Below are 25,248 nucleotides of genomic sequence, written 5' to 3' on the forward strand. Positions count from 1 at the left end.
CGCCCGGTTCCTAGAGCAGACCCCGCCGTTGCGCCGTCGCCACGGCACCGCGGCGGCTGGTGGCGCCGAGCTTCTGGTAGATGGAGCGCACGTGGGTCTTCACGGTGTTCACCGAGACCCGGTGGCTCTCGGCGATCTCCTCGAGGGTCAGCTGCGCCGGCAGGTGGCGGAGCACCTCCAGTTCCCGGGGGGTCAACGCCGGCCGGCCGGTGGCTCCACGATCCCGGAGGGCCGCCCGCAGGTCCTCGACGAGCGGGTCGAGCCGGCCGAACCGGCACGCGTGCTGGTCCAGGAGCGGGAGGACACCCGGGAGCTCCAGGAACACGTGCCGGGCCCCGAGGTCCTCGGCCGTGAGCAGGACCTCCCGCAGGGCCTCCCGCGTGCGTGCCGGCTGACCGGCACGCTGGGCGAGCAGGGCCTCGAGCAGCCACGCCAGCTGACGGGTCGTGGGCAGGAGGCAGTCCACGCCGCCCGCGAGCACCGCTGCCAGGCGGCGGCGGGCCGCGTCCCCCCGGCCCCGGGCGAGGTGCTCGCCGGCCGTCAGCACCTCCAGTTCCCCGCCGGCTCCCACCTCGTCCTCGAGGCGGACGAGCGCGTCCCGGGCCCAGTCCGGACGGCTGACGAGCCAGCTGCACCGGTGCTGCAGGAAGGCGACGTGCGCGACCAGCGCGGGCGGGGCGGGCCGGCCGTCGACGACGGTCCAGCAGTCCCGGAGCCGGCGGGCGGCGTCCGGCGGGTCGCTGCCGGTCTCCACGTCCAGGACCGCGTGCAGCGCCGTGGCCGATAGCAGGGCGACGGCGTCCGGGGCGTGGCGCAGCGTCCGGAGCGCCCGCTCGACGAGGTGGCGGGCGCCCAGGAGGTCCAGGCGCTGGTAGGCGCAGTGCGCGGCCTGCTGGAGGGCGAAGCCGACCTCCGGCGTCGCGAGCGATCCGCTGCGCGCGGCGATGCGGACGACCTCCTCGGCCAGCTCCCAGCTGCGTCGGAAGTCGCAGCCGGCGGCGGCCAGGGCGCTCATGGCGGCGGTCGTGCGCAGGAGGGCGTGGGGGTTGTGCCGGGCCGAGGCGATCCGGCCGGCCGTCGTCAGCTCGCGGTCGGCCTCCGCCAGCTTCCCCTCCATGAGGAGGACCGCTCCGCGGCTCTCCCTCAGCAGCAGGGTCACGTCGTCGTCACCGGTGACGCGGTCGCTGGCGTCGAGCGCCGCCGACGACAGCCCCAGGTCCACGTGGCGGGCGCGCTCGAGCGCCTCCAGGGCGCGCAGGCGGCTGCCGGTGGGCTCCTCTCCCTCACCGGTGGGCTCCTCGCGGGCGCCCGGCCGGGGCCCGGGGAGCACAGCAGCGGGGTCCCCCAGGGCCAGGTGCGCGAGGTTCTCCAGCCGGCGGGCACCAGGGGAGCTGCGCACCCCCGGATCCGCGCCGGCGACCAGGCGCTGCAGCGCACGGGCCCGGCCGTCCGCCAGCAGCGTGGGGCCGTGCCGGATGAGCATCCGGACGGCGAGGTCGCCGTCTCCACTGGCGAGCGCGTGGGTGAGCGCCCACTGGACCTGGTCGTGCTCGGCGAACCAGCAGGCGGCACGCGCGTGCGCCTCCGCGAGCCGCCCCGGGTCGGTCCGCTGCATGCCGAGCAGCAGGTGGCTTCGCAGCAGGGCGTGCACGCGGTACCGGCGTCCCGGGCCGGCCAGCCGCACCACGAGGGCGTTGCTGCGGTAGAGGTCCTCCAGCACCTCGGCCGCGGCGGGTTCGCCGCTCAGGGCGACGGCCAGCTCCGGCGTGAGCTGCTCGGGCACCGCGCAGACGCGCAGCACCGCGCGCTCCACCGGGCCGAGCCGGCCCAGGACCTCTGCGGCGAGGTAGTCGGCGACCGCCCGGTCGTCACCGGCGAGGTCCTGGACCACCGCACGGGGATCGGCGGCGCCCGCGAGGGTCAGCGCGGCGAGGCGCACGCCCGCCGCCCAGCCCTCCGTCCGCTCGACGAGCAGGCTGAGCCGGGCCTCGTCGAGGACGACGCCGTGGTGGCCGAGCAGCTCCCGGACCTCGCTCCGCTCGAGCGCGAGGTCCGCCGCCCGGATCTCGCGCAGCTGCCCCGACAGGAGCAGCCGCTGCAGGGCCAACGGAGGGTCGCGGCGCGTGGCCAGGACCAGCCGCAACCCGCTCGGCCTCCCGCGGAGGAGGTCGTCGAGGTCCGCGAGCACGTCCGCGGCGTGGATCTCCTGCACGTCGTCGAGGAAGAGCCACAGCGGTGGCCCCGACGGGTCGAGCAGCTCCTCGAGCCGGACGAGCGGCGGGACCTCGCCGAGCAGGACGGTCGACGCCTCGTACGTGGCCGCGGTCAACTCGTCCGGCGAGTCCCCGACCGCGGTGCGGACGGCGGCCAGGACCCCGGTCCAGAAGACGACCCGGTCGTTGTCGTTGCCGTCCAGGGACAGCCAGGCGACCCGGTGACCGCTCCGGGCACGGTCCTTCGCCCACGTCGACATGAGGGTGGTCTTACCGGCGCCGGCGGGCGCGGCCAGGAGGGTCACCGGTGGCTCGAGCCGCTCCTCGTCCGCGGTCCCGATCGAGGACGGCCGGGCCGGGGCGAGCTGGAGCAGCCACGTGCGGTCGATCACCGAGCGACCGACGCGCGGCCGACGCAGCTTGCTCGCCGGGATCCGCATCGGCCCGACCTCTCCTCGGTCGTGTCCGGTGGGCGCAGGCGCGGGGCCTCGTCGGCCTGCGCCCGGTCCGCCTCGGCGGATCGTCCCGGGTGTCCCGGGGGCCCACTTCACCCGTCACGGGCGAGTCCGGGCGGGCACGCCGACGGGTGAGCGCCGGGGCACCCCGGGCGGGGTCCCTGACGGCCGCCCACCCCGCGGGTGTGCTCGAGCGGGGAGGAGGACGTCCGCCGGGCCGTGCCGGTGGGGCGGTCCTCATCCGGTGCGGGTGATCCGGTGGCGCGGGCCGACGGCCGAGGCTGCCCGACGTCACGGGGGCCACGGAGCCGACCGGGAGCCGGCCACCGCCCCCGACGGCGCAGCCCGCCGGGCCCGAGTTGCGGAGGGAAGACCGTGACGCGCTACGAGTTCCTGCTTCCCGGCCGGCTGTCGGACGACGTGTGCGCGGCGTTCCCGGAGCTGACCGCGCGGCCGGGGAGCACCGGTGGCACCGTGCTGTTCGGGCCGGTCGGGGACAGCTCCCACCTGCACGGCCTGCTGGCCCGCTTCCAGTCCCTCGGACTGACCCTCGTCGAGCTGCGTCAGCTGCCCGACTAGCCCGGACCGACGCCCGCGAGGGTGCGAGCGGCCTCAGAGCAGGCCGCGGCGCCGGGCGGTGGTGACAGCCTCGCGCCGGCTGGACGCGCCCAGCTTCTGGTAGATCGAGCGGACGTGCGTCTTGACGGTGTTGACCGACACCTGGTGGCGGGCGGCGATCTCCTCCAGGGTCAGCGGCGCCGGCAGGTCGGTCAGGAGCGCCAGCTCCCGCGGCGTCATCGGCACGAAGGGGTGGTCCGGCCGGGTGCGGGCCGCCGTGCGGATCCGCTCCACCACGGGATCGAGCCGGCCGAACCGGCCGGCGTGCTCGTCGAGCAGGGCGGGGATGCCGGGCACGTCGAGGAAGCCGCGGAAGGCGTTCATCTCCACTCCCGTCGTCAGTGCCTCGGTCAGCGCCTCGTGGCTGCGGGCCGACTGGCCGGCGACGGCGGCGAGCTGTGCCTCGAGCAGCCACGCCTGCTGCTGGAAGATCGGCATGAGGCACCGGAGCCTGCCGTCGAGGACCGGCGCCAGCCGGCGACGAGCAGCGTCGTGGCGGCCGCGCACCAGGTGCTCGAGCGCCTGCAGCGTGGCCAGCTCCCCGCCGGGTCCGGCGTGGTGCCCCAGGTGCTCCAGCGCCTCGGCCGCCCACTCGGGACGGCCTGCCAGCCAGGCGCAGCGGTGCTGGTGGAAGGCGAGGTGGATCGCCACCAGCGGTGAGAGCCGCTCACCGCCCGCACGGACCCAGCACGCGCCCAGCCGGCGGGCCGCCTCCAGCGGGTCCCCGCCCGACTCGAGGTCGACCACCGCGCTCAACCAGCGGATGGACAGCTGCATCGTCAGGTTCGGCGAGTCGTGCAGGACGGCCGCCGCCCGGGCCGCGAGGTGCCGGGCGCCCGCGCCGTCGAGGCGCTGCCGGGCGCAGCGCGCGGCCATCACCAGGACCGCCCCGACGTCGGCGCCGCGCAGGCTGCCCAGGCGTGCCGCCACCCGGACGGTCTCCTCGGCGTGCTCCCAGGCGGCCTCGAACCGGCCGCTGGTGGTCTCGAGCGCCGTCAGTCCGGTCAGCGCACGGACCAGGGCGTGTCCGTTGCCGGTGCTGCGGGCCAGGTCGGCCGCCTCCCGCCAGCCGGCTCCGGACTCCTCCACCCGGCCGGCCAGGTACAGCACCCGCGCACGGACGAGCAGCAGGAGCAGCCGCAGGTCGGGGTCGGCGACACCGGTGACCTCGGTCGTGGCATCGAGCGCGGCCGGTGACAACGCGAGGTGGTGGCGGGCCTGCTGCAGGGCGACGAGCGCGTCCAGCGGGTCGGTGTGCGGGCCGGTGGGGGCACCGTCGGCCGGTACCGGTGCGGTCAGCGCGGGCGTGTCCTCGACCTCCAGGGCGGCGAGCACGGCCAGCCGGGCCACGGCCGCGTCGGAGCGCAACGCCTCGGGAGCCGAGCGGATCAGCCGGTGAAGCACGGGCCCCCGACCGTCGGCGAGCAGTGCCGGCCCGTGCACCGTGAGCATCTCCGCGGCCAGGGCGGCGTCGTCGGTCTGCAGGGCGTGGCCGATGGCCCAGACCAGGTGCCCGCGCTCGGCGCACCAGACCGCCGTCCGGCGGTGTGCGACCGCCAGCGCCACCGGGTCGCTGCGCCGCAGCCCGGCCAGCAGGTGACCGCGCAACAGGCCGTGCACCCGGTACCAGTCGCCGTCCTGGGCCAGCCGGACCACCAGCACGTTGTCCCGGTGGAGCCGCTCGAGCACCTCCCCGGCGCTGCTGTCCCCGGTGAGGAGGACCGCCAGCTCGGCGGTCAGCTGCTCGGGCACCGCACACAGCCGCAGGACCCGACGTTCGGCCTCGCCGAGACCGGCGACGACCTCGGCGGCGAGGTAGTCCGCGACCTGGCGCTCGTCGCCGGCGAAGCGCTGCACCGCCACGTGCGGGTCCGGGGCGTCGGCGAGGGCGAGCGCGGCGAGCCGGACTCCTGCCGCCCAGCCCTCGGTGCGCTCCACCAGCAGCCGCAGGTCGTCGTCGGCCACCTCGACACCGTGCTGGCCCAGGACGCGGCGCACCTCGTCGGGGCCCAGCGCGAGGTCGGAGGCGCGGATCTCGCGCAGGCCGCCGGCCAGGCGCCACCGGTGCAGGGACAGGGCCGGGTCGCGCCGCGTGGCCAGGACGAGGTGCAGCCCGTCGGGAGGACGGCGGACGACCGCGTCGAGACCGCCGAGGACCTCTGGGTCGTCGACCTCCTGCAGGTCGTCGAGGAGCAGCCACAGCGGTGCCGGTGCCTGGGCGATCAGGAGCTCGAGGCGGACCGCCGGGGGCGGCCGCCACGTGCCCGCACCGGCAGGCGCGACGCCCGCCGCGTCCCGGGGCGACGTGGCGGTCGTGCCGCGGACCGCCTCCATCACCGTGGCCCAGAAGACGTCCGGGTCGTTGTCCCCGCGGTCCAGTGACACCCATGCCACGCGTGCGCCGTGGTCGGCGCGGTCGCGCGCCCAGCTCGACATCAGCGTCGTCTTCCCGGCGCCGGCCGGTGCCGAGAGCAGCGTCACGGACGTGTCCGCCGCCCCACCGCCGTCGCCGTCGCCGTCGTCGCCCGGCGCCCGGGGGCGGTGGAACAGCCAGGTCCGGTCCAGGACGGCCTGGCTCAGCCGGGGACGGCGCAGCTTGCTCCTCAGCACCCGCATCCCGTTCGACCTCTTCTCGATCGATCCGGTCCGTGAGGCCGCCCCCCAGCCCCTGTCCCACCTTTCGACACGACTTCGTGTCGGGGGAAGACCTCGGATGCACGGTCGGTGAGCACACGCGGCGCCGGGCGGCAGCGCACCACGCAGCGTGAGGGGTCACTGACTCCGGGCAGGGCCCGGTCCGGCCCGCGGTGTGGGCGCCGTTCATCCGCCACAGGTGAGGGAGCGGCGGGGGTGTTTTCCCAGGGTGTGGGCACCCGACGTCCCCACCCCGAGGAGAAGGCGACATGGCCACGCTGACCGTCTGGCGGTTCGACTCGCCGCAGGGCGCCGACATGGCGCTCGACACCCTGACCGACCTCCAGAAGCAGGAACTGATCACCGTGCACGACGCGGCGACCGTCTCCTGGTACCCCGACCAGAAGAAGCCCAGGACCCACCAGGCCAACAGTCTCGTGGGCGGCGGCGCCCTCGGCGGTGGTTTCTGGGGACTGCTGCTGGGCCTGATCTTCTTCGTCCCGCTGCTGGGCGCTGCGATGGGTGCCGCCTTCGGGGCGCTCGCGGGGGCGATGGGGGACGTCGGGATCGACGACGACTTCATCCGGGAGGTCCGCGACCAGGTCACCCCGGGCACCTCGGCGCTGTTCGTGATGACCTCGGACGCCGTCCGGGACAAGGTGCGGGCCGCGTTCGAGCCGCACCACCCGCACCTGATCACGACCAACCTCTCCGGCGAGGAGGAGCAGCGGCTGCGCGCCGCCTTCGCCGACTGACCTGCTCCCGCACACCGGTGCCTGGATCCGCCGGGCGCCGGTGTGCCTTCCGCGGTGGAGGAGGTGGACCGTGGGCGAGGTGCTCGGGCAGCTGCTGCCGTACGCGGTGGGTGTGGCCATCAGCCCGGTGCCGGTCATCGCCGTCATCCTGATGCTGCTGGCCCCGCACGCCCGGGGCGCCAGCGCCGGGTTCCTGCTCGGCTGGGTGGCCGGCATCGTCGTGGTCACGACGCTGTTCGTGCTGCTGGCCGGCGTCGTCGAGCCGGCCGACGGTGGACCGTCGCCGCTCGTGTCGTGGGTGAAGGTCGTGCTCGGCGGACTCCTCCTGGCGGCCGGGGTCGCGCAGTTCCGTGCTCGTCCGCACCGCGGTGAGCAACCGGCGCTGCCGAGGTGGATGAGCGCGATCGACGAGGTGACGACGGGCCGTGCCCTCGGTCTGGGCGCCGTGCTGTCCGGGATCAACCCCAAGAACCTGGGGCTGTGCCTCGCCGCCGGGTCCACCGTCGGCTCCGCGGGCCTCGGCGCTGGGGGAGCGGCGGTGGCGGTGGGGGTCTACACCGTCCTCGCCGCCTCGACCGTGGCCGTGCCGGTGCTGGCCTACGCGGTGGCGGCCGAGCGGATGCGCAAGCCGCTCGACGGGCTGCACGGCTGGCTGGTGCAGGAGAACACCGTGATCATGGGCACGCTGCTCACCGTCATGGGCGCCGTGGTGGCCGGGCACGGGATCGCCGGTGTCGCGGCGTGAGCCGGGGTCCCGGCGGCTGGGCGTGCTCGTGCCGGCCTCACTGGCCGGGTACGAGGCGCGGTGGCTGCGCGCCGACGTCACCGCCGGCCTGACCGTGTGGGCGGTGCTGGTCCCGGAGTCCTTCGCCTACGCGACGATCGCCGGCGTCCCTCCGGTGGTCGGCCTCTACGCCGCGGTGCCGGCGCTGCTGCTGTACGCCGTCCTCGGCAGCAGCCGGCACCTCGTCGTCGGCCCGATGTCGGCCACCGCCGCGCTGTCGTTCGGCGTCGTCGCCGCCTTCACCGAGCCGGGCGGGGAGGACTTCGTCGCGTTCACCACGGGGCTCGCCCTCGTCGTGGGGCTGCTCGGTGTGCTCGCCGGCCTGCTGCGCCTGGGGTTCGTGGCCACCCTGATCAGCGAGCCCGTGCTCAAGGGCTTCGTCGTCGGACTGGCCCTGACGATCATCGTCGGCCAGCTGCCGGCGCTGCTGGGCGTCGAGGGCGTCTCGGGGGAGTTCCTCCCCAAGCTCACCGGTGTCCTGGGTGGTCTCGGCGACGTGCACCTGCCGACGCTGCTGGTCGGGGTCGGCAGCCTGGCCGCCGTCCTCGCGCTGCGCCACTGGCTGCCGCGCCTGCCGGGGTCGTTGGTCGTCGTCCTGGCCGGCGTGCTGCTCATGACCGTCTCCGACCTGCCCGACCGCGGGGTGGAGGTGGTCGGCGCGATCACGCCGGGCCTGCCGCAGCTGGGGCTGCCGGCCGGTCTGGACCCGGCCGACTACGCCGACCTCGTCGGGCCCGCGCTCGGCGTCCTCGTGGTCGGGTTCGCCGAGGGGCTGGGCGCGGCCAAGACCTACGCCGCCCGACGGGGCTACGACGTCGACACCGACCGCGAGCTGCTCGGCCTCGGTGCGGCCAACGTGGGCGCCGGCCTCGCCTCGGGGATGGTGGTCAACGGCAGCCTGTCCAAGACCGCGGTCAACGGTGCCGCCGGTGCCCGCTCCCAGCTGTCCGGCATCACCTGCGCGGTGCTGGCCCTGCTCACCCTCCTCTTCCTCACCGGGTTGTTCGAGCAGCTACCCGAGGCGACCCTGGCCGCCGTCGTGGTGGCCGCGGTCGTCGACCTGGTCGACGTGGCCGCCCTGCGGCGGCTGTACCGGGTGTGGACCGGTCAGCGCGCCGGCCGGCCGCGGTGGCTGACCGCCCGGACCGACTTCGCGGCGGCGGCCACCGCGCTCCTGGGCGTGCTGCTGTTCGGCACGCTGCCGGGCCTGTGCATCGGGGTGGGCGTCTCCCTGCTGCTGGTCCTGGCCCGGTCATCCCGGCCGCAGGTGACCCGTCTGGGCCGGATCGGCGGCGAACGGGGTGGATCGTGGGTGGACCTCGAGCGGCACCCCGGCGCCGAGGAGGCTCCCGGCACGGTCGTGTTCCGCCTGGAGTCCGGCCTGTTCTTCGCCAACGCCGACCACGTGCGCGCCGCCGTGCGGGCGCTGCGGGACCCCGGCGTCGAGCGGGTCGTCTTCGACGGGCAGACGACGCCGTGGATCGACGTGACCGGCGCCGAGACCCTGCAGCTGCTGCGCGGGGACCTCGCGCGCGACGGTGTGCACCTGGTCGTCGTCCACCCGGTGGGACAGGTGCGCGACGTCCTGCACCGCGCCCTGGCGGAGGCGGAGCGTCCCGTGGTGTTCGACAGCGTGGACGGCGCCGTGGCCGACGGGCAGGCCACCGCCTGGCCGCGGACGGGGTCGGCCCCGTGACCGGCCTGCTGGGCGCGCTGGTCGCCCAGGGCATCGGCGTGGCGATGAGCCCGCTGGCCGTCGTGGTGCTCCTGGCGCTGCTGGGCACCCGCAATGCTCGGGTCAACGGGCCGGCCTTCGTCGCCGGCTGGGTCGCCGCCACCGTCGCGGTGCTGCTGGCCGGCGTCGCGCTGGTGAGGGCGTTCGGCGGAGGACGACGAGGCGGGCCGCCGGCCTGGCTCGGCCCGCTGCACCTGGTCCTGGCCGCGCTGCTGGTGGCCGGTGCCGTGGTCGTCTGGCGTCGGGGCCGGGCGAAGGTGCTGCAGGCCGCGTTCGCGCCCACCGCGGGTGCCACCGTCGTCGCCGCACCCGCCCTGCCGGCGTGGCTGGCGTCGGTCGAGCGCTTCCGACCGGGCCGCTGCGCCCTCATCGGAGCGGCGGCGTTCCTGCTGAACCCGGTCGACGTCTCCTGCACGGTCGGCGCCGCCGTCGACGTGGCCACCATCGACGTCGGCGCGGTCGGGGCGTGGATCGCCGCGGCCGTGTTCGTGGTCATCGGCAGCGCGGCGGTCGCCGGCCCCGTCGCCTGGTACCTCGCCGTGCCCGACCGCGCCGCGGCGTCACTGCAGCGGTTGCAGGCCTGGATCGCGCGCCGCACGCACGTCGTCAACGCCGTCGTCATCGGTCTCATCGGCGTGATGCAGCTCGGCAAGGGCGTCAACGCACTCTGACGGCCCCTCGCGGCGCCCGTGCACCGCGCTCGCCCGCGATGGGTGAGGCGCCGGCCGCAGGCGTTCCGACGATGGGCGCATGACCACCAGTCAGCACTCCGGTCCGCGCACGGACACCGGCACCTCCGGCACCGCGCGGACCCCGGTCGGTACGCGAGGCACCACGGCCTGGGTCGGCATCGCCTGGTTCGCCGGCGCGATGGCGATGATCAGTGGCCTCGCCAACGTCATCAACGGCCTCATCGCCATCTTCGACGACGAGTACTACACCGTGACGGCCGGCGGCGAACTGCTCGTCTGGGACTTCACCGTCTGGGGCTGGGTGCACCTCCTGCTCGGTGTGGCGCTGTTCGCCCTCGGCGCCCTGCTCGTCGCACGGCCGACACCCGGCGTCCGGGTGACCGCGGCCTCCCTGGCCGGCCTGAACGCCGTCGCCCAGCTGGCCTACCTCGGCGTCTACCCCGTCTACTCGATCGTCGTCCTCGCGCTCGACGTGCTGGTCATCTGGGGACTGCTGGCCCACGGCCGGGACATCGAGGAGTCCCTCGCCTGAGCCGGTGCCGTCGGACGGCAGCCCCTCGGGCTCGGCGCTCAGGCCGCCTGCACGCAGGCCCAGACGTGCTTGCCGTCGTCCTCCACGGTCCAGCCGCGGACCCGGCACAGCCTGGCCACGAGGTGCAGGCCCAGGCCGCCGTCTGCCGGATCGCGGTCGACGGCGGGCACGGGCGGCTGCTCGACCGCGGCGTCGATGACGTCGACGAACCACCCTCGGCCGGTCGCGGTGGTGCGGACGTGCACCGGTGACCGGCCGTGCCGCAGGCCGTTGGAGGTCAGCTCCTCGTAGACCAGGAGCAGTCCGTCGAGGTCCACCGGCGCGCGGCGTCGCAGCCAGTCCGTGCCGACCATCCTCCGCAGACCGTTCCGCCCCAGCGTGAGGTCGATGGGCGTGCGCAGCTCCACGTCCCAGGTCACGGGCGGACACAGGGGGGCCAGGGGGAGCGGCTGTCGCGGCCACCACGTCTGCTCCATGGGTCACCCTCGGCTCGGGTCGTGCGCGGCTCGGGGCGTGAGCGCCCCGGCGCCGGGCGGACGGTCCGGGTGGGGGTCAGGACCGCCCACACAGGCCGTTTCTGTTCCGGATCAGGAGCGTAACCCCCCGTTGCTCGGGGTCACCTCGCGTTCGGTCAGGACACCGAGAGGCGTGACGCCGCGACGACGACCGGTGCCGGACGGTGACCACCGAGCCGACCGGCCCGCCTCGTCAGGACGGCGAGGACGACGGTGAGGAGCCCGGCGGCCACCCGTCGCCGTGCAGGGCGGTGAACACGTCGAGCAACCGCTCCCGGGCGGGCGCGGGGAGGGTGGGGGTGGGCAGCGCCCGCGCCGCGGCCGTGGTCGCGCGGATCTGCTCGAGGTAGACCCGGCAGGCGTCACAGAGCTCGAGGTGTTCGGCGACGGCGCGCTCGACCTCCGGGGGCAGGGCTCCCTCGAGGTGGTCGGTGACGAGCTCCACGAACTCCCTGCAGGCGACCTCCACGACGTCAGGTCCGGCGGCCGGTCGGGGTGCCGGGGGTTCAGCCACGCTGCTCTCCTTCCCCCGCGGCGTCGCGGTACACGGTGCGGGCGGGGGACGTCACCGGGCCTGCTCGGCCTGGTGGATCGCCCACGCCGCGTTCACCAGCCCGATGTGGCTGAAGGCCTGCGGCACGTTGCCGAGCTGCTCGCCGGTGACCGGGTCGACCTCCTCCGACAGCAGGCCGAGGTCGTTGACGAACGCGGCGGCCCGCTCGAACACCTCGCGCGCCCGCTCCACCTGGCCGGACAGCGCCAGCGCCTGGGCCAGCCAGAAGGTGCACAGCAGGAACGTGCCCTCCTCCCCGGCCAGGCCGTCGACGCCCTCCTCGGTGCGGTAGCGGTAGACGAGTCCGCGCTCGTCGGTCAGGCGCTCGGCGACGGCGTCGATGGTGGCCAGCATCCGGGGGTCGTCCGCGGGCAGGAAGCCGACGATCGGCAGCATGAGGTTGGAGGCGTCCAGGGCCGTGCCCCCGAAGTACTGGGTGAAGGCGCCGGCCTCCTCGTTCCAGCCCTGCTGCAGCACGGTGTCGGCGATCTCCTCGCGGACCTTCGCCCACTCGTCGACGCGGTGCTCGCAGCGCAGCTCGGGAGCGAGCGCGATCGCCCGGTCCAGGGCCACCCAGCACATCACCTTGGAGTACAGGAAGTGCTTCGGTTCGCCGCGCACCTCCCAGATGCCCTGGTCGGCGTCCCGCCAGCGGACGGCGGCGGTGTCGGCGCACGCGGCGAGGAACCACCGCGTCTCGTCGTCGAGCGCCGGCAGCTGGTCGGCGAGGCGGGCGGCGGCCCCCAGCAGCTCGCCGTAGACGTCGACCTGGCGCTGGTCCCACGCGCCGTTGCCCACCCGCACCGGGCGGCTGTCGCGCCAGCCGCGCAGGTGCCCCAGGGTCCGCTCGCTGAGGTCGTGCTCGCCGCCCACGCCGAACATGATCTGCAGCGACATGTCCGGGCCGATGCCGCCGGCGCCGGCGGTGGTCATGAACGCGAAGAAGTCCTCGGCCTCGTCGGGGCAGGCGGCGACCCACAGTGCCTCCATGGTGAAGCTGGCGTCGCGCACCCAGGCGTAGCGGTAGTCCCAGTTGCGCTCCCCGCCCACGCCCTCCGGGAGGGACGTCGTCCCGGCGGCGACCACGGCGCCGCTGGGCTGGTAGGACAGCCCCTGCAGCACGCGGCCGCTCAGGTGCACGAGGTCCGCCCACGGGCCGTCGTAGGACTGGTGCAGGTCGCACCAGGACTCCCACGACGTCAGGGTGCGGTCGAGCAGCCCGGCCAGCTCCTCCTGGGACCAGACGTGCGCGGCCACCTGGTCGCCGAGCGTGCTGCGCTGCAGCGCCAGGTGGACGACGTCGCCCTCCCGCAGGTGCAGCCGCGCCCGGGCGCGCCCGTCGGCCAGCGTGGCCTCGGTGGGCACGGTGAGCACCAGCCAGTCCGCCCCGCCCCGCGCCGCCACCCCGCCGTCCACGTGCGACAGCAGCGGTGCGATGAGCCCGTACTCCGGCCGCGGCCGGTAGTCGACCAGGACGTCGACCTCGCCGGAGGTGCAGGCCAGCCGGCGGACCAGCACGTGCGGGACGTCGGTGCCCAGCCGGTGCCCGTGGTTGTCCGGGCCGAGGCCGAGGGCGTCGGTGAGCTGCAGCTCGCCGCCGGCCGTCCGGAACGTGGTCTCCAGTGCCAGCGAGCGCCCGGCGTAGCGGCGGGTCGCCGTCCACTCCGCCTCCGGCTGCACCGACCAGTGGCCGGCGTCGTCGTCGAGCAGGGCGGCGAAGACCGCCGGACCGTCGAAGCGGGGGAAGCACAGCCAGACGACGGTGCCCGCCCGGTCGACGAGCGCACAGGAGTGCCGGTCGGACAGGAAGGCGTGGTCGGCGATCGGGGTCGAGCTCATGGGGGTCTCCCGGGGTCGGCGGTCTCACCGGTGCAGTCGTGCCGGACCGGCGGGCCGTTACGCGTAACGCCGGGCGCGGGGTGGCGGACGACGGCAGCGAGTCCGAGGAGGCCCGATGTCCGAGATCCGTCCCGCAGCGCTCGAGGTCGACGTCGTCGTGGTCGGGGGAGGCCCGGCGGGAGAGGTGGCCGCGGGCCGGTGCGCCGACCGCGGCCTCGACACGGTGCTGGTCGAGTCCGAGCTGGTCGGCGGGGAGTGCTCCTACTGGGGGTGCATCCCCAGCAAGACGCTGCTCCGGCCGGGCGAGGTGCTGGCCGCGGCCGGGCGGGTGCCGGGCGCCGCGGCGGCCGTGACCGGACCGGTCGAGGTGGCGGCCGCGCTGGCCCGGCGCGACCTCATGACCTCCGGCTGGATGGACCACGGTCAGGAGCGCTGGCTGGCCGACCACGGGGTCCGGCTGCTGCGGGGCACGGGGCGGCTCACCGGCCCCCGCCGGGTGTCGGTGGAGGGCGGCCCGACGGTGGCGGCCCGGCGCGCGGTCGTCCTCGCCACCGGCAGCGGCGCGGCGGTGCCACCGGTGCCCGGGCTGGCCGAGGTGGGCGCCTGGGACAACCGGGCGGCCACCGCGGCCAAGGCGGTCCCCGAGCGGCTGGTCGTGCTCGGCGGCGGCGCCGTGGGGCTGGAGCTGGCCCAGGCGTTCTCCCGGCTCGGCGCCGCGGAGGTGACCGTGGTCGAGGCCGGCCCGGCGCTGCTGCCCCGCGAGGAGCCCTTCGCCGGCGAGCAGGTCCGGGAGGCCCTCGTGCGGGAGGGCATCGCCGTGCACCTGGACACGCGGCTGACCGGGATCCGGCGCGACGGCGCCGACGGGCCGGTCCGCGCGACGCTGAGCACCGGGCGCGAGGTGACCGCCGACGAGGTGCTGGTGGCCACCGGCCGCCGGCCGCGGACGGCCGACCTCGGGCTGGACAGCGTCGGGCTCGAGCCCGGCCGGCCGGTGGCGGTCGACGACCGGCTGCGCGCCACCGGCGTCCCCGGCGGCTGGCTGTACGCGGTCGGCGACTGCACCGGCCTCGCGCCGCTGACCCACATGGGCAAGTACCAGGCGCGGATCGCCGCCGACGTGATCACCGGCAGGGACGTCCGCGACCGCGCCAGCCGCGACGCCGTGACCCGGGTGACCTTCACCGACCCGCAGGTGTGCGCGGTGGGGCTCACCGCTGCCGAGGCGCGGCAGCGGGGGATCGCCGTGCGGGTCCTCGACGTCGGCACCGGCGACGTGCCCGGCGCCTACGTGCTCGGCGACGGGCTGGGGGGCACGACGCGGCTGGTGGTGGACGAGGCGTCCGGCGTGCTGGTCGGCGCCACGATCACCGGCAGCGGCGTCCAGGAGCTGCTGCACTCGGCCGCGGTGGCGGTCGCCGCGCGCCTCCCGCTGAGCGAGCTGCGGCACGCCGTCCCGGCGTTCCCCACGGTGGCCGAGGTCTGGCTGCACGCCCTCGACGCGGCCGGTGTCTGAAGGGAGACCCCCGGTGCCCGACCTGTCGTTCACCAACCTGCTCGTCGTCGCCGCCGTCGCGGCGGCGGTCCCGCTGGCGCTGGGGTGGGCCCCGCGGCTGCGCATCCCGTCGGTGGTCCTCGAGATCGTCGCCGGGGTGCTGCTCGGCCCGTCGGTCCTCGGCTGGGTCGAGGCCGACGTCCCGGTGCAGGTCCTGGCCCTGTTCGGGCTCGCCTTCCTGCTGATGCTGGCGGGGCTGGAGATCGACCTGCGCGGGCTGCGCGGGCCGCTGCTCGCCCTCACCGGCCTGGGCTACGCGGTCGGTGCGGTGCTCGCCGTGGGGGTGGGGCTGGCGGCGCAGGCCGCGGGCTGGACGACGGCGCCGCTGTTCCTGGCCGTCGCCCTGACGGCGACCTCGCTCGGCCTCGTCGTCCCGGTGCTCAAGGACGCCGGCCGTGCGGGGGACGCCGTCGGGCAGACCGTCATCGCGGCGGCCTCGGTCGCCGACTTCGCCGCGATCGTGCTGCTGTCGCTGCTGTTCTCCACCTCCGGTGGGGGCGCGGGGACGACCGCCGCCGTCCTCGCGGGCTTCGGGCTCCTCGTCGTGGTGCTCGCCGTCGGTGTCGGCCGCGTGCGGATGTCGATGCGGCTCGGCGACGTCCTCGTCCGGCTGCAGGACACCACGGCCGAGATCCGGGTCCGGCTGGTCGTGCTGCTGCTGGTCGCCTTCGCCGCGCTCGCCGAGCGGCTGGGGCTGGAGGTGATCCTGGGCGCCTTCCTCGCCGGCGCGCTGGTGGGGCTGGTCGACCGGGACTCCTCGTCCCACCCGAGGTTCCGCGCCAAGCTCGACGCCATCGGCTACGGGTTCCTCGTCCCGGTGTTCTTCGTCAGCAGCGGCGTGCAGCTGGACCTGCGCGGCCTGGTCGAGGAGCCCGCCGCACTCCTGCGGGTGCCGGCGTTCCTCGTCGCCCTGCTCGTCGTCCGCGGGATCCCCGCGGTCCTGTACCGCCGCACGCTGGGAGGGGCCGGCTCGCTGGCCGCCGGCCTGCTCCAGGCCACCTCGCTGCCGTTCCTGGTCACCGCCGCGCAGATCGGCGTGGAGACCGGCCGGTTGTCGGCGACCACGGCCGCGGCGCTGGTGTTCGCCGGGCTGCTCTCGGTGCTGGTGTTCCCCGCGGCCGCGCTCGGCACACTGGGCCGTCCGTCCACGACCGCGGTCCCCGAGCCGCGTCCGGCCCCGGCCCGCGAGGCCGGCGCCGTGGACGCCGGCCCGGTCCGGGGAGGCCCGGCGCGGCCCTGATCGTCCGGAGGTCCCATGACCCCGTCCGGCCGGCTGGTCGCGGTGTCCGTCGGCCGCCCGCGCACGGTCCCCTGGCGGGGCAGGCAGGTCGAGACCGCGATCTGGAAGACCCCCGTCACCGGCCGCCGGTGGGTGCGCCGGCTCAACGTCGACGGCGACGCACAGGCCGACCTCGTCGGTCACGGCGGCGAGCACCGCGCCGTGTTCGTCTACCAGCGGGAGTCCTACGCCCACTGGGAGCGCCACCTCGGCCGGCGGCTGCCCGACCCCGGCACCTTCGGGGAGAACCTCACCGTCGAGGGGCTGGCCGACGACGAGGTCTGCGTCGGCGACCGGCTGGCGATCGGCGGCGCGGTCCTCGAGGTCACCCAACCCCGGGTCACCTGCCACAAGGTCGGGATCCGCCTGGACGAGCCGCGGATGCCGGCGCTGCTGACCGCGCACGGCCGTCCCGGCTTCTACCTGCGCGTGCTGCAGGAGGGCGAGGTCGGGGCGGGTGACCCGGTCCGCGTCGTGCACCGCGACCCCGCCGGCCTGACGGTGCGCCGCGTCTCGCAGCTGCTGTACACGCCGGCGCGGGACGAGGCCACGCTGCGCGCGGCCCTCGGCGTCGCGGCCCTGTCGGAGGGCTGGCGGGAGTCGTTCCGGCAGCTGCTGGCGGCCGGCGACCGGCCGGGCAACGCGGGGCTGGCGCCGCAGGCCGCGGCCGATCCCGCGTACCCGGGGTTCCGCCCGTTCACCGTGACCCGGGTGGTCCGCGAGTCGGCGCTCGTCGTCTCGGTCCACCTCGTCCCCGGGGACAGCGGCGCGGCGCCCCCCTGGCTGCCCGGCCAGTACGTGTCCGTGCGCCTGACCGACGCCGACGGGCCGGTGGTCCGCAGCTACTCGCTGTCCGTGCCGGCGGGTCCGGAGCTGCGGATCTCGGTGAAGCGCGAGGGCCGGGGGAGCGGCCTGGTGCACGCCCTCGCCGTGGGCGCCCGGGTGGAGGTCGCGGCGCCGCGGGGGAGCTTCGGCTTCGACCCGCACGCCCCGGGTCCGGCCGTGCTCCTCAGCGCCGGCATCGGGGTCACGCCGGTGCTCGGCTGCCTGCTCGCCCAGGCCGCCACCCGGCCCGAGCGGCGGCTGGTCTGGGTGCACGTCGCCCGCTCACCGGCGGAGCACTCCTTCGCCGCGGAGGCCGACGCGGCGCTGGCGCGGATGCCCGCGGCCGTGCGGCACGTGCGGTACACGGCCCCGGGCGCCGCGGCGTCGGCGGACGCGGCCGGCCGGCTCACCCTGGACGCCCTCGGCGAGCTGGGCGTGGACGCCTCCCACGCCGCGTACGTGTGCGGGCCGGACGGGTTCGCCGCGGACGTGCGGCGGATGCTCGACGCCCTGGGGGTGCCGGGCGCCGCCGTCCACGTGGAGTCCTTCGGGACGGCGCCGGCAGCAGGCGGGACGCCGGCCCACCTGCCGGAGCCCCCCGCGCCGGGCGGGGCGGCGGTGACCTTCGCGCGGGCAGGGGTCACCACCGCCTTCGACCCCGCGCGGTGGGCCAGCCTGCTGGAACTGGCCGAGGCCTGCGACGTGCCGGTGCGCTGGTCGTGCCGCACCGGCGTCTGCCACAGCTGCGAGACCGCCCTGGTCGACGGCGCCGTCGCCTACGACCCCGCACCGGTGGAGGCGCCGGGCGGTGAGCTGGTCCTGGTCTGCTGCGCCCGTCCGACCGGCCCGGTGACCCTCGACCTGTGAGGGCGGCGTGCCCGCGGTCAGGCGGCGGCGGGCGGCGGCGGGCCGCGAGATCCGCGGTCTCGTGGCCTTCAGCGGCTGATCACCACGAGACCGCCGATCTCGGGGCTGGAGGAGCGCCCGGGTCAGCGGACCACGCCGACGGCCGGACCGGCCTCCCGCGGTGCCGGCAGGCCCACGGGCGCGGCGGCCTGGACCCCGAGCCGGCCCGCGATCTCGTCGGCCACCCGCAGCGCGTTCGCGATGATCGTCAGCGTCGGGTTCACCGCCGTGCTGGAGACGAAGAAGCTCGAGTCGGCGACGTAGAGGTTGTCGACCTCGTGCATCCGGCAGTCCAGGCCCAGCGGCGCCGTGGCCGGGTCCGGGCCGAAGCGGATGGTGCCGTTCTGGTGGGCCACCCCTCCGATGCCGAGCTGCCCCCCGGCGTACTGCCGGTTCTCGTAGACGTCCGGCTCGCAGTGCAGGGAGTCCAGCAGGCCCATCAGCCGCATCCGCAGCCGCGCCACCTCGGCGGCGTTGGTGCGGGTGTAGCTCAGCCGGATGCCCCCGTCGCGGTCCACGCTCACCCGGTTCTCGTCCAGCGGCAGGTCCTCGGTGGTCAGCCAGAAGTCGATCGAGTGACGGGCCAGGTCGCCCGGGTCCCGCGCGTCGGGGACGTCGAAGCCGATGAGGACCGCGTCGCTCTTGCCGTTCATCTGGATCGAGCCGACCGGGTACTCCCAGTCGGGGTCGAACGGGTCGGACCAGTAGAGGTCGTTGACCCCGAGCGTCTTCTGGAAGCGCGTCGGGTTGGGGGTCTTCGAGAACGCGACCAGCCCGGAGTTGTTGTGCAGCATCAGGTGCCGGCCCACGTGCCCGGACCCGTTGCCCAGCCCCGCCGGGTGCCGGTCGCTCGCCGAGGCCAGCAGCAGGGCGGCGGAGTTGATGGCACCGGCCGCCAGCACGACGACGTCGGCGGTGTACTCCTCCCGCTGCCCGTCGCGGTCGACGACGACGCGGCCGACGCTGCGCCCGGAGGGGTCGGTCTCCAGCCGCACGACCCGCGCCCGGGTCCGCAGCGTCACGTTCGGGTGCCGCAGCGCGGGCTCCACGGTCATGACCTGCGCGTCGGCCTTGCCGTTCACCAGGCACGGGAAGCCGTCGCAGGTGGCGCAGCGGATGCACGCCGACAGGTGCGGCGCGGCCTCGTCGAGCAGGATGCCGTTCGGGAGCGAGAACGGGTGCAGCCCGGCGGCGGTCAGGTCCGCGCGCAGCTGGGCGATGCGCGGCTCGTCGCTGATCGCCGGCCAGGGGTAGGGCCCGGCGGCGGGCGGCTCGTCGGGGTCCTCGCCGCGGGTGCCGTGCACCTGGTAGAGCTGCTCGGCGCGGTCGTAGTACGGCGCGAGGTCGGCGTAGGAGATCGGCCACTCCGGTGAGACGCCGTCGACGTGCTGCACCGGGCCGAAGTCCCGCTCGCGGAACCGGTAGAGGATCGCGCCGTAGAACTTGGTGTTGCCCCCGACGTAGTAGTGCTGCTTCGGGGTGAACCGGCGGCCGTCGGCGGCGTCGGTCCACTGGCCGCTGTTGGCGTAGCGCTTGTCGGCCCACAGCGCCTGCGGGTCCCAGTTCTGCGGTTCGCGGTGCAGCCAGTCGCCCCGCTCGAGCACCAGCACCCGCTTCCCGGTGGGGGCCAGCGCCCAGGCGACGGCACCACCACCGGCACCCGAACCGATGACGACGACGTCGGCGTGCTCGGCCATGGCGTGGCCTCCTCAGGTGATCGCGAGCGGGGTGACCCAGGCGCCGGTGGCGCCGCGCAGCTTGGCGTGGCTGACGACGAGCAGGAACTCGCGCAGCCCGTCGGCGGCGGCCTCGGCGAGCCGCAGGTTCTCCAGCACGACGACGCCGTGCCGGACGTTGAGGGTCTGGGGGACCACGAACGGCTCGTCCGGGTCCTCCGCCGGCACCGGGCCGTAGCTCCAGGTGTCGCAGCCGGTGAGCGCGACGCGGTGCGCGGCCAGCCACCCGGCCAGCTCCGTGCCGGGCCCCGGCTCCCCGGCCGAGTAGCGCTCGCCGTCCTCCCACAGCGAGCCCCAGCCGGTGTGGAACAGCACCCCGTCCCCGGGCCGCAGCTCCCGGCCGCCGAGGGCGGCCTCGGCGTCAACCACCGTGACGACGTCGCCGGGGCCCAGCCGCTCGACGCCCCGCACCGCGGCGACGTCGAGCAGCAGCCCCCGGGTGAGGACCTGCGGCAGCGTGTCCACCCCGAGCCGGTTGGTGCCGTGCTCCTCGGCGATGTCGGACAGCCGGTGCCCGTTGTAGGTGCGGTCGCCGACCTGCAGGTGGTTGAGGGCGTCCAGGTGGGTGCCCATCTGCTGGGTGGCGGTGATCTGCTCGACCACCCAGTTCACCGCGTTGCGGCCCCAGCCCTCCGGGCCGCCGCCGGGGCGGCGCCGGTTGACGTGGTGGGCGTTGGTGGTCAGGTAGGAGCGGAAGGTGCGCCCCGGGAACGCCGGGACGTCGGCGTGCAGCACGTGCGCGAGGTCGTGCACCCGCCCCTCGCGCACCAGCCCGACGGCGGCGAGCACCGTCGCCGGCGTGATCTCGTTGAGCGCGCCGGCCTGGTCGAGCGGGCCCCACCGGGAGGGGAACCACCCCGCCGTCCGCTCCTCGACCGACGGCCGGTCGTCCAGCGTCGTCACTCCGAGGACCAGGTGGTCTCGAACGACGGGTAGAGGGTCAGCCCGCCGTCGACGAACAGCGTCTGGCCGGTGACGTAGGCGGCCTCGTCGGAGCAGAGGAACGCCGTCGCCGCCGCCATCTCCTCGGCGCCACCCGCGCGGCGCATCGGGATGTGGCTCTCCACCATCTGCTTCTTGACCGGGTCGTCGATCCACGAGCGGTTGATCGGCGTGACCGTGGCACCGGGGCCGATGCCGTTGACCCGGATGCCGCGGCCGGCGTACTCCAGCGCGAGCGTGCGGGTGAGGTTCTGCATACCGCCCTTGGAGACGGAGTAGCCGACGAACCGCGGCTTCGGGATGACCTGGTGGACGCTGGAGACGTTGACGATGCTGCCGCCGCCCCCTGACGGCAGCCAGGAGCGGATGGCCTGCTGCGCGCACAGGAACGCGCCGCGCAGGTTGACCGCGAGGACCTTGTCGAACGCCGCCACCGGGAGCTCGTCGGTGTCGCCGGCGATCTGGATCCCGGCGTTGTTGACCAGGATGTCGATGCGCCCGTACTCCGCGTGCACCTGCTCGAACATCGCCGCGACCTCGTCCTCCCGGGAGACGTCCGCGGCGACGAGGACGGGACGGGTGCCGGCGGCCGACATCTCCTTCATGCAGATCTCGACGCCGTGCTCGATGGCCTCCCTGGTCTCCTCGGCGCCGTCGGGCGGGCCGACGTAGTTGATGGCGACGTCGACGCCCTCCTCGCCCAGCCGGATGGCGATCGCCTGCCCGATGCCGGAGCTGCCGCCGGTGACCAGTGCCTTCCTGCCCTGCAGACCCTTCACGTCCCGCTCCCTCGGAGAAGTGACCGCCCGTGCTGGAAGAACCGGACGGCGTCGTGCGTGCTGGTGATCCGGTCCGCCGTGACGGCGGCGCCGAACGGTGCGTTCCAGAACCCGTCCCGGGCCGGCGGTCCGCCGTGCGGGCCGACGTAGAGGTAGGGCTCCGGGGAGGCCTCGTCGCCGGGGGAGCAGCCGTAGTTGACCGCGCCGAGCGTGACGCCGAGGTCGAGGTGCTCGGGCCACAGCACCGGCTCCACCGGCTCGCCGGCCGCCGTGGCGAAGCGGCGCAGCGCCGCCTCACCGAGCGCGAGCCAGCCGGCGAGCCGGCGGGCGGCGGCCGGGTCCACCGGCAGCGGCGCGTCCGGGTCGGCCGGTGTGGCCGGTGCGTAGCTGCCGCGCAGCCCGAGCTCGACGCCGGCGACCTGCGCCGCCCGGCCGAGCGTGGTCAGCGGCTCCGAGCGGGTGCCGTCGCGGCCGGTGACCACGAGCTCGCCGCCCACGACGGCGAGCTGCCGGTCCCCGAGACCCACCGTCGTGGCCAGGCCCCCGGGCCACGCCCGCAGCCGGATGGTGCCCGCGGCGGCGAACTGCCCCGCTGCGAGGACGTGCTCGGCCACCCGGTGCCAGCTCTCCCGCGTTGCCGCCAGGACCTGCCGGACCTGCGGTGCCGTCGTCGTCATGCCCCGGAGTCGCACCGGGGGGCCGTGGCGTTACACCGGCCGGCTCCCGGGGTCCCTGGGCAGATGCGGCCGGAGTGCCCTGTCGCGGCCGGTGTCCTCCCTGCCAGGCTGCGCACCACCCGAGGGGTGCGCCTGCGGCGTGCCGGGAGGGAGCGGGCCGGGCCATGAGGCCGTCGTCGGTGCAGCAGGTCCCCGTGGCGCCCGTGCCCCGGGGGCCGGTGCGGCTGCCCGGGCCGCGGACGGGCGGCACCGGACCCGTCCTCACGACCAAGCTGTTCGTCCCGGCGCTGGGCACCCGCCCGGTCGAGCGGCCGCGGCTCTACGACCGGCTCGCCGCAGCGGTGCACGCGAGGCTGACCGTGGTGGTCGCCCCGGCCGGGTGGGGGAAGAGCACCCTCGTCGGCCAGTGGCTGCGCGGGCTCGGGCTGCGCAGTGGCTGGCTGTCACTGGACGCCGCCGACGACGACGTCACCCGCTTCTGGCGGTACCTGCTCCTCGCCGTGCACCAGGCCGATCCGTCCGTCGCCGCCGCCGCGCTGCACCGGCTGGACGCGGCCGGCGCCGACGTCGAGCGCGACGTCCTGCCGGAGCTGGTCAACGAGCTGGCCGACGCCGAGCAGGACCTGGTGCTGGTGCTGGACGACTACCACGTCGTCGAGAGCGCAGCGGTGCACCGGTCGGTCGCCACGCTGCTCGAGCGCGCGCCGGGAGCGCTGCACCTCGTGGTCGTGTCCCGGACCGACCCGCCACTGCCGCTGGGCAGGCTGCGGGTGGCGGGCACCCTGGTGGAGATCCGCGCCGACCAGCTGCGCTTCACCGCCGAGGAGGCGGCGCGCATGCTCCACCGGGCCGCGGTCCCCGACCTGTCCGCCGACGAGGTGCAGCGGCTCGTCGCCCGGACGGAGGGGTGGGCGGCCGGGTTGCAGCTGGCCGGGCTGCGGCTGGCCGACCGGGCCGACCGGCAGGCCCGGCTGGAGTTCGTCGACCGGTTCACCGGCGCCGACCGGCACGTCGTCGAGTACCTCGGCGAGGAGGTCCTGGGGTCCCTGGCGCCGGACCTGCGGGACTTCCTGCTGCAGACGTCGGTGCTGCCGCGGCTGTGCGCACCGCTGGCCGATGCCGTCACCGGACGCGACGACGCCGTCCGGCTGCTGGACCGGATCCGGCGGGCCGGCCTGTTCCTCAGCGCGCTCGACGAGGAGGGCCGGTGGTTCCGCTACCACCAGCTGTTCCGCGACCTGCTGCGCTACGAGCTGGAGCTGTCCCGGGTCGCGGACGCGGAGGTGCTGCACCACCGGGCGGCCACCTGGTTCGCCGACCACGGGGAACCCGGGGAGGCGATCGGGCACGCCCTCGCGTCGGGGGACGCCGGTCTCGCCGGCGAGCTGGTCGGCCAGGCGTGGCCGGCGCAGTTCAACCTCGGCCACCTGCAGACCGTGCAGGGCTGGCTGGACGCGCTGCCGCCGGCCCAGGTCGCCGCCGATCCCCGGCTCACGGTGGCCCGGGTGTGGCTGCACCTGGACCGCGGACGGCTCGACGAGGCCGGCGCCGTCCTGGCGGCTGCCGACTCCGTCGCCGCCGACGACCCGCACGTGGGGGTGCTGCGGGCGCTGCACGCGTTCAAGACCGGTGACCTGCCGCGGGCCACGGAGCGGCTCGCGGCACTGGCCGGCCGGCCCGCCGACCCGTTCCTCCTCACCGTGCAGCACCTGGTGAGCGGGTTCTGCGCGCTGTGGCGAGGCGAGCTGGACCGGGCGGCGGAGCGGCTGCGCTGCGCGGCGGCCTCGGCCGAGGACTCCGACAACCGGCTCGCCCAGGTCTACGCCCTCGGTGGGCAGGCGCTGGTCGCGGTGCTCGCCGGGGACCTGCGGGGGGCCGAGGCGGTGCTCGCCCGGTGCTCCGACGTCGTGTCGGGCGCCCACGTCGACGCCCACTTCGTGGCGATGGTCCCCGCCCTGGCCGCGGCGCGGCTCGCCCTGGGCCGCGGACGGTGGCGTGAGGCCACCGTCGCCGCCGAGGCCGCCGTGGACCTGGCCGGCCGCGGCGCCGGGCGGGTGGAGCTGGCCGCCGCCCTCGTCACCGCCGCGGAGGCGGCCCGACTCGCCGGAGGGGGTGCCGGCGCGGACGCCGGCGAGGCGCCGGACGCCCGGCTCGCCGCCGCCGTCGCGGTGCTCCGCGGCTGCGCCGACCCCGGTCCGACCGTCCGGGACTGGCTCGCCCGCGAGCAGCGGGCCCGCCGCACCCACCCGTCGGCGGCGCTGGCCGAGCCGCTCACCGAGCGCGAGCTCGCCGTCCTCACGCTGCTGCCGACGACGATGTCGCAGCGGGAGATGGCCGGTTCGCTGTTCGTCAGCCCGAACACGGTGAAGACGCACCTGCGGTCGGTGTACCGGAAGCTGGGCGCGGAGTCCCGGGACGACGCGGTGCTGCGCGCCCGGTCGCTGGACCTGCTCTAGGACCCGCGACCGGCTGGTCACCCGGCCAGCCAGCCGCCGTCGGCGACGACGACGGACCCGGTGACGTAGCCGGCCTGCGGCGAGCAGAGCCACACCGCGACCGCCGCGATCTCCTCGGGCTCGGCGATCCGGGACAGCGGGACCCGCTGCAGCAGCTCGGCGCTGACCTCGGACGTCATCGCGGTCCTGGTGACGCCGGGCGCGACGGCGTTCACCCGGATCCCGGCCCCGGCGAGCTCGACCGCGGCCGCCCGCGTCAGCCCGTTCACCCCGTGCTTGGCCGCGATGTAGGCCGCGTTGTCCGGCATGGCGGCGCTGCCGAGCATCGACGAGGTGTTGACGATCGCGCCGCCGCCCTGCCGGCGCATCCGGGCGATCTCGGCGCGCATGCAGTGCCAGACGCCGACGAGGTCCACCTGCAGGACCCGCAGGAACTCCTCGGGCGGGTACTCGTCCAGCGGCAGGAACGGCCCGGCCACGCCCGCGTTGTTCAGCGCGGCGTCCAGCCGGCCGAACCGGTCCACCGTGGCGTCGACCGCGTGCTCCACGGCCGGCAGGTCCCGCACGTCCGCGACGTGGACCTCGGCGGCACCACCCCCGGAGCGGACCAGGTCGGCGGTCACCGCGAGGCCGTCCGCGTCGGTGTCCAGGAGGGCGACCGCGGCGCCGGCACCGGCGAACCGGACCGCGCTGGCCCGGCCGATCCCCGACGCCGCCCCGGTGACCAGGACGGCAGAACCGGTGAGGTCGTCCATGGCCGCTCCCGGG

The 25,248-nt window shown here is 75.9% G+C and carries 20 protein-coding genes; 10 read left to right on the forward strand and 10 right to left on the reverse strand.

Annotated features, from left to right (window positions below; all coding sequences use genetic code 11):
* Positions 1-10: 10 nt before the first annotated feature.
* On the reverse strand, positions 11-2,653 hold the full coding sequence (locus tag ACI8AD_RS06990; RefSeq protein WP_456869802.1) for a LuxR C-terminal-related transcriptional regulator: 2,643 nt from the start codon (positions 2,651-2,653) through the stop codon (positions 11-13).
* A gap of 390 nt (positions 2,654-3,043) precedes the next feature.
* Here ACI8AD_RS06990 and ACI8AD_RS06995 point away from each other — a divergent pair, with 390 nt between their 5' ends.
* On the forward strand, positions 3,044-3,247 hold the full coding sequence (locus ACI8AD_RS06995) for a hypothetical protein (protein WP_456869803.1): 204 nt from the start codon (positions 3,044-3,046) through the stop codon (positions 3,245-3,247).
* Between the two features lie 33 nt (positions 3,248-3,280).
* On the opposite strand, the gene ACI8AD_RS07000 is transcribed toward ACI8AD_RS06995, so the two are convergent.
* Positions 3,281-5,902 carry a LuxR C-terminal-related transcriptional regulator gene (locus tag ACI8AD_RS07000; RefSeq protein WP_456869804.1) on the reverse strand — a complete coding sequence of 874 codons (2,622 nt, stop codon included), beginning with the start codon at positions 5,900-5,902 and terminating at the stop codon, positions 3,281-3,283.
* A gap of 287 nt (positions 5,903-6,189) precedes the next feature.
* On the opposite strand from ACI8AD_RS07000, the gene ACI8AD_RS07005 reads away from it, so the two are divergent.
* From ACI8AD_RS07005 to ACI8AD_RS07025, 5 genes are all read left to right on the forward strand, one after another.
* Complete coding sequence (locus tag ACI8AD_RS07005; protein ID WP_456869805.1) at positions 6,190-6,675, forward strand: DUF1269 domain-containing protein; 486 nt, start codon at positions 6,190-6,192, stop codon at positions 6,673-6,675.
* A gap of 70 nt (positions 6,676-6,745) precedes the next feature.
* Positions 6,746-7,420, forward strand: a complete 675-nt coding sequence (locus ACI8AD_RS07010; RefSeq protein WP_456869806.1) for a GAP family protein — start codon at positions 6,746-6,748, stop codon at positions 7,418-7,420.
* Entirely contained in the window at positions 7,407-9,155 is a 1,749-nt protein-coding gene (locus ACI8AD_RS07015) for a SulP family inorganic anion transporter (protein WP_456869807.1), read from the forward strand. Before ACI8AD_RS07010 ends, ACI8AD_RS07015 begins: the two co-directional genes overlap by 14 nt.
* A complete protein-coding gene (locus ACI8AD_RS07020) occupies positions 9,152-9,865 on the forward strand; it encodes a GAP family protein (RefSeq protein WP_456869808.1) in 714 nt (237 codons plus the stop codon). The genes ACI8AD_RS07015 and ACI8AD_RS07020 overlap by 4 nt, the downstream gene beginning before the upstream one ends.
* 79 nt (positions 9,866-9,944) lie before the next feature.
* Positions 9,945-10,418, forward strand: coding sequence for a DUF7144 family membrane protein (locus ACI8AD_RS07025; RefSeq protein WP_456869809.1), 474 nt, complete (start codon positions 9,945-9,947; stop codon positions 10,416-10,418).
* Between the two features lie 38 nt (positions 10,419-10,456).
* On the opposite strand, the gene ACI8AD_RS07030 is transcribed toward ACI8AD_RS07025, so the two are convergent.
* From ACI8AD_RS07030 to ACI8AD_RS07040, 3 genes are all read right to left on the reverse strand, one after another.
* The gene (locus ACI8AD_RS07030) at positions 10,457-10,837 is read right to left on the reverse strand and encodes an ATP-binding protein (protein ID WP_456869810.1); all 381 of its coding nucleotides are present in this window, start codon (positions 10,835-10,837) and stop codon (positions 10,457-10,459) included.
* A gap of 289 nt (positions 10,838-11,126) precedes the next feature.
* Complete coding sequence (locus ACI8AD_RS07035; protein ID WP_456869811.1) at positions 11,127-11,447, reverse strand: anti-sigma factor family protein; 321 nt, start codon at positions 11,445-11,447, stop codon at positions 11,127-11,129.
* Positions 11,448-11,498: 51 nt separating this feature from the next.
* On the reverse strand, positions 11,499-13,325 hold the full coding sequence (locus ACI8AD_RS07040; RefSeq protein ID WP_456869812.1) for a glycoside hydrolase family 15 protein: 1,827 nt from the start codon (positions 13,323-13,325) through the stop codon (positions 11,499-11,501).
* 115 nt (positions 13,326-13,440) lie between these two features.
* Here ACI8AD_RS07040 and ACI8AD_RS07045 point away from each other — a divergent pair, with 115 nt between their 5' ends.
* From ACI8AD_RS07045 to ACI8AD_RS07055, 3 genes are read left to right on the forward strand one after another with little or no spacing between them, the layout of a single operon-like run.
* Complete coding sequence (locus ACI8AD_RS07045; RefSeq protein ID WP_456869813.1) at positions 13,441-14,841, forward strand: dihydrolipoyl dehydrogenase family protein; 1,401 nt, start codon at positions 13,441-13,443, stop codon at positions 14,839-14,841.
* 13 nt (positions 14,842-14,854) lie between these two features.
* Positions 14,855-16,120, forward strand: a complete 1,266-nt coding sequence (locus tag ACI8AD_RS07050; RefSeq protein ID WP_456869814.1) for a cation:proton antiporter — start codon at positions 14,855-14,857, stop codon at positions 16,118-16,120.
* A 15-nt stretch (positions 16,121-16,135) separates the two neighbouring features.
* Complete coding sequence (locus tag ACI8AD_RS07055) at positions 16,136-17,851, forward strand: MOSC domain-containing protein (protein ID WP_456869815.1); 1,716 nt, start codon at positions 16,136-16,138, stop codon at positions 17,849-17,851.
* Between the two features lie 122 nt (positions 17,852-17,973).
* On the opposite strand, the gene ACI8AD_RS07060 is transcribed toward ACI8AD_RS07055, so the two are convergent.
* Genes ACI8AD_RS07060 through ACI8AD_RS07075 form a run of 4 tightly spaced genes read right to left on the reverse strand, consistent with a single transcriptional unit; the run spans position 17,974 to position 22,024 of the window.
* On the reverse strand, positions 17,974-19,587 hold the full coding sequence (locus tag ACI8AD_RS07060; protein ID WP_456869816.1) for a GMC oxidoreductase: 1,614 nt from the start codon (positions 19,585-19,587) through the stop codon (positions 17,974-17,976).
* Positions 19,588-19,599: 12 nt separating this feature from the next.
* A complete protein-coding gene (locus ACI8AD_RS07065; RefSeq protein ID WP_456869817.1) occupies positions 19,600-20,529 on the reverse strand; it encodes a cyclase family protein in 930 nt (309 codons plus the stop codon).
* A complete protein-coding gene (locus tag ACI8AD_RS07070) occupies positions 20,526-21,347 on the reverse strand; it encodes a glucose 1-dehydrogenase (protein WP_456869818.1) in 822 nt (273 codons plus the stop codon). The genes ACI8AD_RS07065 and ACI8AD_RS07070 overlap by 4 nt, the downstream gene beginning before the upstream one ends.
* Positions 21,344-22,024 (reverse strand): hypothetical protein, encoded by a 681-nt coding sequence (locus ACI8AD_RS07075; protein ID WP_456869819.1) that lies wholly within the window; start codon positions 22,022-22,024, stop codon positions 21,344-21,346. The genes ACI8AD_RS07070 and ACI8AD_RS07075 overlap by 4 nt, the downstream gene beginning before the upstream one ends.
* Before the next feature lie 194 nt (positions 22,025-22,218).
* Between ACI8AD_RS07075 and ACI8AD_RS07080 the strand changes: the two genes are divergently transcribed.
* Positions 22,219-24,480 carry a LuxR C-terminal-related transcriptional regulator gene (locus tag ACI8AD_RS07080; protein WP_456869820.1) on the forward strand — a complete coding sequence of 754 codons (2,262 nt, stop codon included), beginning with the start codon at positions 22,219-22,221 and terminating at the stop codon, positions 24,478-24,480.
* 17 nt (positions 24,481-24,497) lie between these two features.
* On the opposite strand, the gene ACI8AD_RS07085 is transcribed toward ACI8AD_RS07080, so the two are convergent.
* Positions 24,498-25,235 carry an SDR family NAD(P)-dependent oxidoreductase gene (locus tag ACI8AD_RS07085; protein ID WP_456869821.1) on the reverse strand — a complete coding sequence of 246 codons (738 nt, stop codon included), beginning with the start codon at positions 25,233-25,235 and terminating at the stop codon, positions 24,498-24,500.
* Positions 25,236-25,248: the final 13 nt, after the last annotated feature.

The organism is Geodermatophilus sp. SYSU D00766, assembly GCF_054049915.1.